The sequence below is a fragment of the Inquilinus sp. genome (assembly GCF_039594555.1).
Taxonomy (GTDB): Bacteria; Pseudomonadota; Alphaproteobacteria; order DSM-16000; family Inquilinaceae; genus Inquilinus.
This window is the reverse complement of record NZ_JBCNNF010000308.1, coordinates 1-8,162: the sequence shown is the minus strand read 5'-3', so window position 1 is coordinate 8,162 and position 8,162 is coordinate 1. Positions and strand designations below refer to the sequence as shown.

General features: G+C 67.3%; 10 protein-coding genes and 1 pseudogene. 3 read left to right on the top strand and 8 right to left on the bottom strand.

Going from position 1 to position 8,162, the window contains the following annotated elements:
* A partial coding sequence (locus ABDW35_RS26375; RefSeq protein ID WP_343716832.1) for a hypothetical protein occupies positions 1-202 on the top strand: 202 nt, incomplete at its 5' end.
* A 350-nt stretch (positions 203-552) separates the two neighbouring features.
* The gene (locus ABDW35_RS26370) at positions 553-900 is read left to right on the top strand and encodes a MucR family transcriptional regulator (RefSeq protein WP_343716831.1); all 348 of its coding nucleotides are present in this window, start codon (positions 553-555) and stop codon (positions 898-900) included.
* An 83-nt stretch (positions 901-983) separates the two neighbouring features.
* Here the strand turns inward: ABDW35_RS26370 and ABDW35_RS26365 are convergent, their stop codons facing one another.
* Positions 984-1,190: a cold-shock protein gene (locus ABDW35_RS26365; RefSeq protein ID WP_088154533.1), complete on the bottom strand. Its 207-nt coding sequence runs from the start codon at positions 1,188-1,190 to the stop codon at positions 984-986.
* A 666-nt stretch (positions 1,191-1,856) separates the two neighbouring features.
* Here ABDW35_RS26365 and ABDW35_RS26360 point away from each other — a divergent pair.
* Complete coding sequence (locus ABDW35_RS26360) at positions 1,857-2,891, top strand: calcium-binding protein (RefSeq protein WP_343716830.1); 1,035 nt, start codon at positions 1,857-1,859, stop codon at positions 2,889-2,891.
* Positions 2,892-2,956: 65 nt separating this feature from the next.
* On the opposite strand, the gene yghU is transcribed toward ABDW35_RS26360, so the two are convergent.
* The 7 genes and pseudogenes from yghU to ABDW35_RS26325 all read right to left on the bottom strand — a co-directional run.
* Positions 2,957-3,835 carry a glutathione-dependent disulfide-bond oxidoreductase gene (yghU, locus tag ABDW35_RS26355; RefSeq protein ID WP_343716829.1) on the bottom strand — a complete coding sequence of 293 codons (879 nt, stop codon included), beginning with the start codon at positions 3,833-3,835 and terminating at the stop codon, positions 2,957-2,959.
* Between the two features lie 103 nt (positions 3,836-3,938).
* Positions 3,939-4,490 carry a hypothetical protein gene (locus tag ABDW35_RS26350; RefSeq protein ID WP_343716828.1) on the bottom strand — a complete coding sequence of 184 codons (552 nt, stop codon included), beginning with the start codon at positions 4,488-4,490 and terminating at the stop codon, positions 3,939-3,941.
* Positions 4,487-4,756, bottom strand: coding sequence for a hypothetical protein (locus tag ABDW35_RS26345; protein WP_343716827.1), 270 nt, complete (start codon positions 4,754-4,756; stop codon positions 4,487-4,489). The genes ABDW35_RS26350 and ABDW35_RS26345 overlap by 4 nt, the downstream gene beginning before the upstream one ends.
* Positions 4,753-4,968, bottom strand: coding sequence for a hypothetical protein (locus tag ABDW35_RS26340; RefSeq protein WP_343716826.1), 216 nt, complete (start codon positions 4,966-4,968; stop codon positions 4,753-4,755). The genes ABDW35_RS26345 and ABDW35_RS26340 overlap by 4 nt, the downstream gene beginning before the upstream one ends.
* Positions 4,969-4,978: 10 nt before the next feature.
* Complete coding sequence (gene rlmN / locus ABDW35_RS26335; protein ID WP_343716825.1) at positions 4,979-6,130, bottom strand: 23S rRNA (adenine(2503)-C(2))-methyltransferase RlmN; 1,152 nt, start codon at positions 6,128-6,130, stop codon at positions 4,979-4,981.
* Between the two features lie 111 nt (positions 6,131-6,241).
* Positions 6,242-6,778 (bottom strand): invasion associated locus B family protein, encoded by a 537-nt coding sequence (locus ABDW35_RS26330; RefSeq protein WP_343716824.1) that lies wholly within the window; start codon positions 6,776-6,778, stop codon positions 6,242-6,244.
* A gap of 746 nt (positions 6,779-7,524) precedes the next feature.
* Positions 7,525-8,162: pseudogene (locus ABDW35_RS26325) on the bottom strand (hypothetical protein); the annotation flags it as partial.

The following is an 8,162-nucleotide window of genomic DNA, read 5'->3' as shown; positions in this document are numbered from 1 at the left end:
GGGCACCGAGACCTACGACATCCTCGGCATCGCCGACGGGCTGAAGCCGCGGATGGAGATGGTGCTGACCATCACCCGCGCCGATGGCAGCCGCCAGGACGTGCCGCTGCTCTGCCGCATCGATACGCTGGACGAGCTGGAGTACTTCAAGAACGGCGGCATCCTGCAGTACGTGCTGCGCAGCATGGTGAAGGCGGCGTAAGCCGGCCCATCACCGGACAGCCTTCGGAGAGGCCCGGCGCGAGCCGGGCCTTTCTGCTTTTGGGCCTCGCTCTGCTGCATGCCGCGGCCGACATCATCAAGGGTCCGTCCCAGGCGATGCGGCGTTCTGCCGCGATCCTCGGCGAGACCGGCGCGGCACCCGCCCCCGGGGTGTGACGGAACGGCGAAAATCCCGCCATCGAGCACTTCGCGGAGAACCAGATGGCCTCTCGCGCCTTAATGCTCCGGCGGCGAGAAAACGGGCCTGCCGCTTCGGCCCGAGGGAAGAAGCGCCGCCGCCCGGACGTCATGTGGACGGACGGAGTGGAGCAACAGATACGAGGGGGCCGGATGCCCATCGATGAGATCGGCGCAGCGGCGCTGGCGACGCCGAGCCAGGTTCTCGAAGTCACGGCGGCGATCGTCGCCGCCCATCTGCGCGGCACCACGACCTCTGCCGCGCATGTGCCGGAGATCATCCGGCAGGTTTATGACGCCCTGACCGAACTGGTCGAGGGCTCCGGGGCGGAGGAGGCGCCCCCAGCTGCGGTCGATGCCGCCAAGCGGCCCATCGCCGTCGTGCCGCCGGTCGCCGCCACCGCCCTGCCCTGGCGCGAGACCACGGCCCTGCGCGGCATGCGCGCCGGCACCAGGATCGGCGAAACCCCGCGCGAACGGTTCCTGTCACGCTACCGCTGAACCGGGCTCAGGGGCCTCACCAGCAAAAAGGGCGGCATCCGCGCAGGATGCCGCCCTTTTGCTTCAGTGCTCGATGCGGACCGTCAGGAAACCACGAGGTTCGCAGCCGACTCCCGGCCGTCGCGGCCGCGCGCCAGCTCGAACGTGACCTGCTGACCCTCGTTCAGGCTCCGCAGCCCCGCGGCTTCGACCGCCGAGATGTGGACGAACACGTCCTTGCCGCCGTTGTCCGGCTGAATGAACCCGAAGCCCTTGGTGGTGTTGAACCACTTCACGGTACCAGTCGCCATACGTCTTCACTCCATAGGCCGCCGAAGCGGCCGTCGTTCACGGCCGAATGAGATCCCGGCCGGTCGGCCAAGTGAGCCGAAGCCAGTCACATAGGCAGCCTTCCGGCCCTCGCCTAGTCACCGGATGCAGATTCGACCGAAACTTGCGCGCGCGACCGGCCGGGCGGATCAAGCCGCAAGCGGCTGGAATATCGAGATATGTCGCCGGAGGCGGTCCCGGCGGCGGATCGTCGGCCTGCGCAACGATCGGGCGACGCCCCCATTTACCCGCCGGTCTGGTCGGCAACGTGGTGGCCACAGATTTCAATGAGCCCGCCGTTCTCAGAACCTATCACATCAGCGGCCGATTCTGATTTGATTCGTCTCACCGAACCCTGAGGCCATGATATCGAGGATTCGGCTATGACAAATTTGAACCGGAACGAAAGGGCCTACAGAGATCAAATTTTAGGCAGTCTCAGATTCGCTCTTACCAATCCCAGGCCTGCCGCGGCTTCCAGGATTTTAACCGTTCATTCACAAAATGCTCATGGCATTTCCCTCAGCTCCCGTGATGAACTCTGTGTGTAGACATAAGGGAAATCTTGTGATGATTCATGCAACGGTCACGATTCTGAGTATTATGCCTGTGGGCATAAGGTTTCCCCCATAAAGGAGTATTCAGTCATGCCAAATCTGATCCTGGGCGGACTGGGCGACGACATCCTTGTCGGCGGCACCGGTGACGATCTGATCATCGATCCCTGGGGCAATGACCGGATCAACGGTGATCTCGGTAACGACACCATTCTGGCAGGCGAAGGCAACGACGTCGCCAAGGGTGGCAGTGGCCTCGACAACATCGACGGCGGCTCGGGCAACGACCTGATCCGCGGCGACGACGGCAACGATATCCTCACGGGCAATCTCGGCGACGACACCGTCCGGGGCGGCACCGGTGACGACCACATCAACGGCGACCAGGGCAACGACACCCTCTACGGTGACGACGGCAACGATTTCATCTTCGGCGGCCAGAACATCGACCATCTCTATGGCGGCGCCGGCAACGACCATCTCTTCGGCAGCGAGGGCAACGATGCCCTCCATGGCGGCCTCGGCGACGACGTTCTCGCCGGCGACAACGGCCGCGACACACCGCGCACCGATGTCGGCGAGGGTAACGACAAGCTCTATGGCGACTCCGGCAACGACACTCTCATCAGCGGTGACGGCAGGGACTATCTGACCGGCGGCGCCGGCGACGACACCTTCCTGTTCCGCTTCCACGACCCGAAGTTCGGCTCGATCCAGGGCTTCACCACCGTCACCGACTTCGATGCGGCGCACGACAAGTTCGCCTTCGACGCGAAGGGCATCGGCACCGACGGCGCCGGCGCGAACTTCGTCAACCACGCCTCCGGCGGGTCTGGCAGCGCGGTCGACACCTTCTACAGCGGTGCGGCCTCAGGCGCCAATGGCGAGCATGTGGTGGTGATCACCGACCAGAGCTTCGCCTCGGGCTCCGCTGCTGCGCAGGGGGTCTCCGGCGAGGCCGCCGGCGACATCATCGCCTACTACGACAGCAAGAGCGGCACCGCGAACCTGGCCTATGTCACGTCGGCCGACCATGCGGATGTGTTCGCCGAGTTGAGCAACGTGCACAGCGTGGACGACCTGGCCGCGCTGCACCTGACGGCGTCGGATTTCACCTACGTCTGACCCGACGGGCTTGTACCGGACCGCGCCCCGCCTCACGGCGGGGCGCTTTCCTTTTGCCAAGCGGCTCAGGCCTGGGGCGCGAGCTTGTCCTGGGTCCGGGTCGCGAAGTCGCTGGCGTCGTGCCGCTCGTGCAGCTGCTCCGACGGGTCGCCGGACAGGCGGTTGACGATGCGGCCGCGCTTCACCGCCGGCCGGGCGTCGATCGCCTTGGCCCAGCGCTGCACGTTCTTGTAGCTGGCCAGGTCGAGGAACTCGTCGGCGCGGGTGTAGGACCGGCCGAGCGCCAGGCCGCCGAACCAGGGCCAGTTCGCCATGTCGGCGATGGTGTACTCGTTGCCCGCGACATACTCGGTTTCTGCCAGCCGCCGGTCGAGCACGTCGAACAGGCGCTTGGCCTCCATCGCATAGCGGTTGATCGCATATTCGATCTTCACCGGGGCATAGACGAAGAAATGACCGAAGCCGCCGCCGAGGAACGGGGCGCTGCCCATCTGCCAGAACAGCCAGGACAGGGTCTCGGCGCGGGCCGGACCGGAAGCCGGCAGGAATGCCCCGAACTTCTCGGCCAGATGCATCAGGATGGCGCCGGATTCGAACACCCGGACCGGGGTCGGGCCGCTGCGGTCGACCAGCGCCGGGATCTTCGAGTTCGGGTTGGCGTCGACGAAGCCGCTGCCGAACTGGTCGCCGTCGCCGATGCGGATCGGCCAGGCGTCGTATTCGGCGCCGCTGTGCCCCGCGGCCAGCAGCTCCTCGAACAGGATCGTCACCTTCTGGCCGTTCGGCGTCGCCAGCGAATAGAGCTGGAACGGATGGCGGCCGACCGGCAGCTCCTTGTCATGCGTCGGCCCCGCGATCGGGCGGTTGGTGCTGGCGAAGGCGCCGCCATTCGCCTTGTCCCAGGTCCAGACCTTCGGCGGCACGTATTCGGAGGACTCACTCATGCTCTTGGCTCCCGGTGGGGCTGAGAGGAATCACGGCGTTCGATAGAGCCTCGACCCTAGACCCCGATCGCCGCGGAATGAAGCGATTCCGTTGCCATCGCGTTCATGATCCGGGTTTGTTCCGTTCGCAAGGCGACCGCGGCGCGCGGTCGGCGGCGGTGTAGCGCAGCAGAAGCCTCTGAAGGCGGCCGCGGCTGCCGTCGGCGGTAAAGTCGACCGCGGTCAGCGCCACCTGGGCCGAGGGAAAGCGCCACAGGCGGGTGACCAGCCCGGCCTCGACCACGCAGCTTTCGGCCGGCGGCCCCAGCCGGGCATGCAGGTCGTTGACAAAGGATTGCAGCTCCGACGGGCCCGGGATCGGCGATCGCCGCTCGAACAGGATCTGCGCCAGCCTTCCGTCCTGGCGCGCCAGTTCCGGCACCAGGTCGAAGGCGATGCCGCCGACCACCACGTTCCGGACCATGCGCTCGGCATAGAGCGGCCCGAAATCCCAGGGCGGCGACAGCGGCACGGCCTGCGGCAGGGCGGCGTCGACCTGCTGCGCGGTCATGCCCCAGGTCAGGCCGTTCCAGCCGGGGATGTCGGTCTCGGCGGCGAAGGCATGGGACGAGAGCAGAAGCCAGGCCGGCGCGACAGCCAGGCCGAGGCGCCTCATCCCCGGTGCACGATGTGCGGCCGCTGCCCGTCGATGCGGGGCCAGCGGATGAAGGCGATGACGAAGAGCACGATCGGCACGATGGGCGGCACCAGCAGCAGCAACGACCACAGCGGCGTCACCCGCGCCTTGACCAGCGCATAGGCGGCGAAGCTCATCAGCAGCACGATGTAGATGCCGATGACAAGGTTGGTGCCCCAATGCGGCAGCATCCCCATCCAGCCCGGACCGTAGATCGTTGTCAGGACATCGAGGATGTCACTCACCGCTTCGCCTCCATGGCGGCGATCGCCGGCCAGCGGCGGAACAGCAGCACGGCGAAGACCAGCACCAGGCCGATGCTGGGCAGCAGCGCCAGCAGCGACCAGGCCCAAGAGAACCCCGCCCGCCGCAGGATCAGGATGAAGCCCGGGATCGTCAGCAGCGACAGCAGGAGGCTGTGGCCGGCCTGGCTGTAGAGGAAGTCGACCAGCGTCATGCCCGACCGATCAGTGCGCGGCCGCCGCCGGGGCGGATGCCGCCCGGGCCGAGGCGCGCTGGCGCACGCTGTCCGACTTCAGCTGGCCGCAGGCGGCGAGGATGTCGCTGCCGCGCGGCGTCCGGATCGGGCTGGCGTAGCCGGCCTCCATCAGGATGTCGGCGAAGCGCTCGATCGCCTCCGGCGTCGAGCATTCGAAGGGCGCGCCCGGCCAGGGGTTGAAGGGGATCAGGTTCATCTTCGCCGGGATGCCCTTGAGGATGCGCACCAGCTGGCGGGCATCGGCCGGGGTGTCGTTGACGTCCTTCAGCATCACGTATTCGAAGGTGATGCGGCGGGCGTTGTTGACGCCGGGATATTCGCGGCAGGCGTCCAGCAGCTCCTTGACCGGGTACTTCTTGTTGATCGGCACGATCTGGTCGCGCAGTTCGTCGGTCACGGCGTGCAGCGACACCGCCAGGTTCACGCCCAGCTCCTCGCCGCAGCGCTTCATCATCGGCACCACGCCGGCGGTCGACAGGGTGATGCGGCGGCGCGACAGGGCGATGCCCTCGGGGTCCATCACCAGCTTCAGCGCGCGCTTGACGTTCTCGAAATTGTACAGCGGCTCGCCCATCCCCATCATGACGATGTTGGTGAGCTGGCGGTCATCCCCTTCCCGGCCCCAATCCTCCAGGATGTCGCGGGCCAGCATGACCTGGCCGACGATCTCGGAGGCCTCGAGGTTGCGGACCAGGCGCTGGGTGCCGGTGTGGCAGAACTTGCAGGTCAGGGTGCAGCCGACCTGGGAGGAGACGCAGAGCGTGCCGCGATCCTCCTCCGGGATGTGCACCGATTCGATCTCCTGCCCGTCTTCCATCCGGGCCAGCCACTTCTTGGTGCCGTCGAAGGAGTCCTGCTGCCGCACCACCGCCGGCCGGTCGAGGGCGAAGCCCTCCGCCAGCTTGGCGCGCAGACCCTTGGCCATGTCGCTCATCGCCTGGAAATCGGTGGCACCGCGCTTGTACATCCAGCCGAACAGCTGGCGCGCGCGGAATGCCGGCTCACCCAGGGTCGCCAGCGTCTCCGCCAGTTCGGCACGGTCGAGCCCGACCAAGTTGATGCGGCCGTCGGCGCGGGGCGCGGGCGGCGCGAAGGTGGTGGCGTGCGTTTCGATACCCATGGGACCTCCGGAAGGCCCTGAAATGGCGATGGCCCCTCCCATAAGGAAGGGGCCGAGCCGTTTTACATCAACAGCGGCGGTCTGGCGACCGCCCGGGACCAAAACCCGCGGTCAGGCGCCGCAGGCTTTGTTGATCTCGCCCAGCGCCGCCGAGATGCCGGCGAGGGAGAAGGTGTAGTTGGTGCCGGTGCCGCGCGAGGAGGTGGCCTTGACCGTCAGGGTCGACCCGCCCTTCATCGCCGCGACCAGCGCGTCATCCGCCGCCGCGTCGCGCGACCAGGCGGTGTTGCCGTCGGTGAACAGCTGGAAGTTCTTGCCGCCGATCGTCAGGGTGACGTCGGCCCCCTGCTTCAGCGTGTAGCCGACCTGCAGGCTGACGACGTTCTTCTGCTTCTCCGCCGGCCGGTTGGTGACCAGGATGAACACGTCGCCATGGCGAACATTGGCGGGCTCGGCCTTGGTCGGCTTCGAGGCGATGTAGCAGGCCTTGCCGCCATTCTCGGTGAACTGGAAGGCGTGCCAGTCGCGGCTGGAGGAGATGTACTGCACGTTCTGCGCCGAGGCCGTTCCCGGCACGGCGACGCCGGCCGCGACGGCAAGGCCGGCCAGGGCACCGAGGACAAGATTGCGAGGACGGGTTCTCAGCATAGCGCCACTCTGATTCGGGGTTGCAAGGCTGGACGACGCGGCCCGATGCGACCCCACGACATACATGGAATTGTGCGAGACGGGAACCACCCGAACGCATACCGGATTGTTATTCCCGTCCTATCGGCATTTGGGGTTCCCGTCGCCACCCCCTGCCGGCTCGTCGCGTTGCCCCTCCCATCTGGCAGAACCCTTCGGACCACAGCCATTTGAGCCGACCGGCCCCTTCTGTTCTCCCCCTCCCCTCGCCGTAGGGGCAGGGGAAGGGGGTTTTCGACGCAAGGACCAGCTCCTCATGATCCGGCCCTGACAGCAGGAGCCTGTCCGCGCGCGGACGCGCGCAGGCCCCTCCCCCTACCCCTCTCGCAAAGGGAGCGGGAGTGTGGAAGGCGGGCAGGCCGGTGGTGTCTTCGTAGATTGGGTTCGCAGCACGCGAACCCAACAGAGGCTCGGGCGGCAGGATGTTGGGTTCGTCAGGGCGAACCCAACTCGCACCGTCGAGCCACCCGACGCTCAGCTGCTGTTGGGTTTCGACGGTGCCGACATGAGCCGGCTGGCGACGGCCTCCTCAGGCCCGGCGGTCTCTGCCACCACGTCGACGGTCACTGCTGCGTCGATACAGCCCGGCGGTAGCCAGGACGGGTCGGGCGGGAGGCCGATCCTGCGGCTCACCTCGCGCACGAACTCTTCGGCTGACACGTTCGCACGGAGGCCGGGCGCCTTGCGACACCCGGCCCGAGGATGCGCTACAGCACGAAATCGGCCGCCGTCAGGGCATGGTCGGCGTACACGGTGATGATCGAGTCCGGGACCTTGTCGCCGGTGGTCTCGAGATAGACGCCCTGGCGGCCATCGCCGAAATCGACGATCCGGATCTGGCCGGCCGCGGTGAAGCCGCCGGTGCCGAAGGTGAAGGCGGTGTTGCCATTCGCCTCGTTGCCGTCGGCGTCGATGCCGGACAGGTCGATCCGGTCGCCCGTGGCGAAATCGGCGATCACGTCCTTGCCGGCCGACGCCACCGTGCTGTCGGCGATGCTGGCATAGGCGAAGGTATCGTTGCCCGCGCCGCCCTTCAGGAAGTCCGCCCCGACACCGCCCTTGAGGATATCGTTGCCGGCGCCACCCCAGAAGGCGTTGTTGCCGGCATCGCCGGTCAGGATGTCGTTGGCGCCGGAGCCTTCCACCTGCTCGATCCCGGCCAGGGTGTCGCCCTGGGCGTCGCCGCCGCTGCCGGTGCCGGCCGCCAGGTCCACGGTCACCCCGGTGCGGCTGGCGGTGTAGATGGCGGTGTCGATGCCGTCGCCGCCGATCAGCGCGTCGGCCCCGGCCGCGCCCTGGAGACGGTCGTTGCCCTCGCCACCGTCCAGCTGGTCGTCGCCGGTGC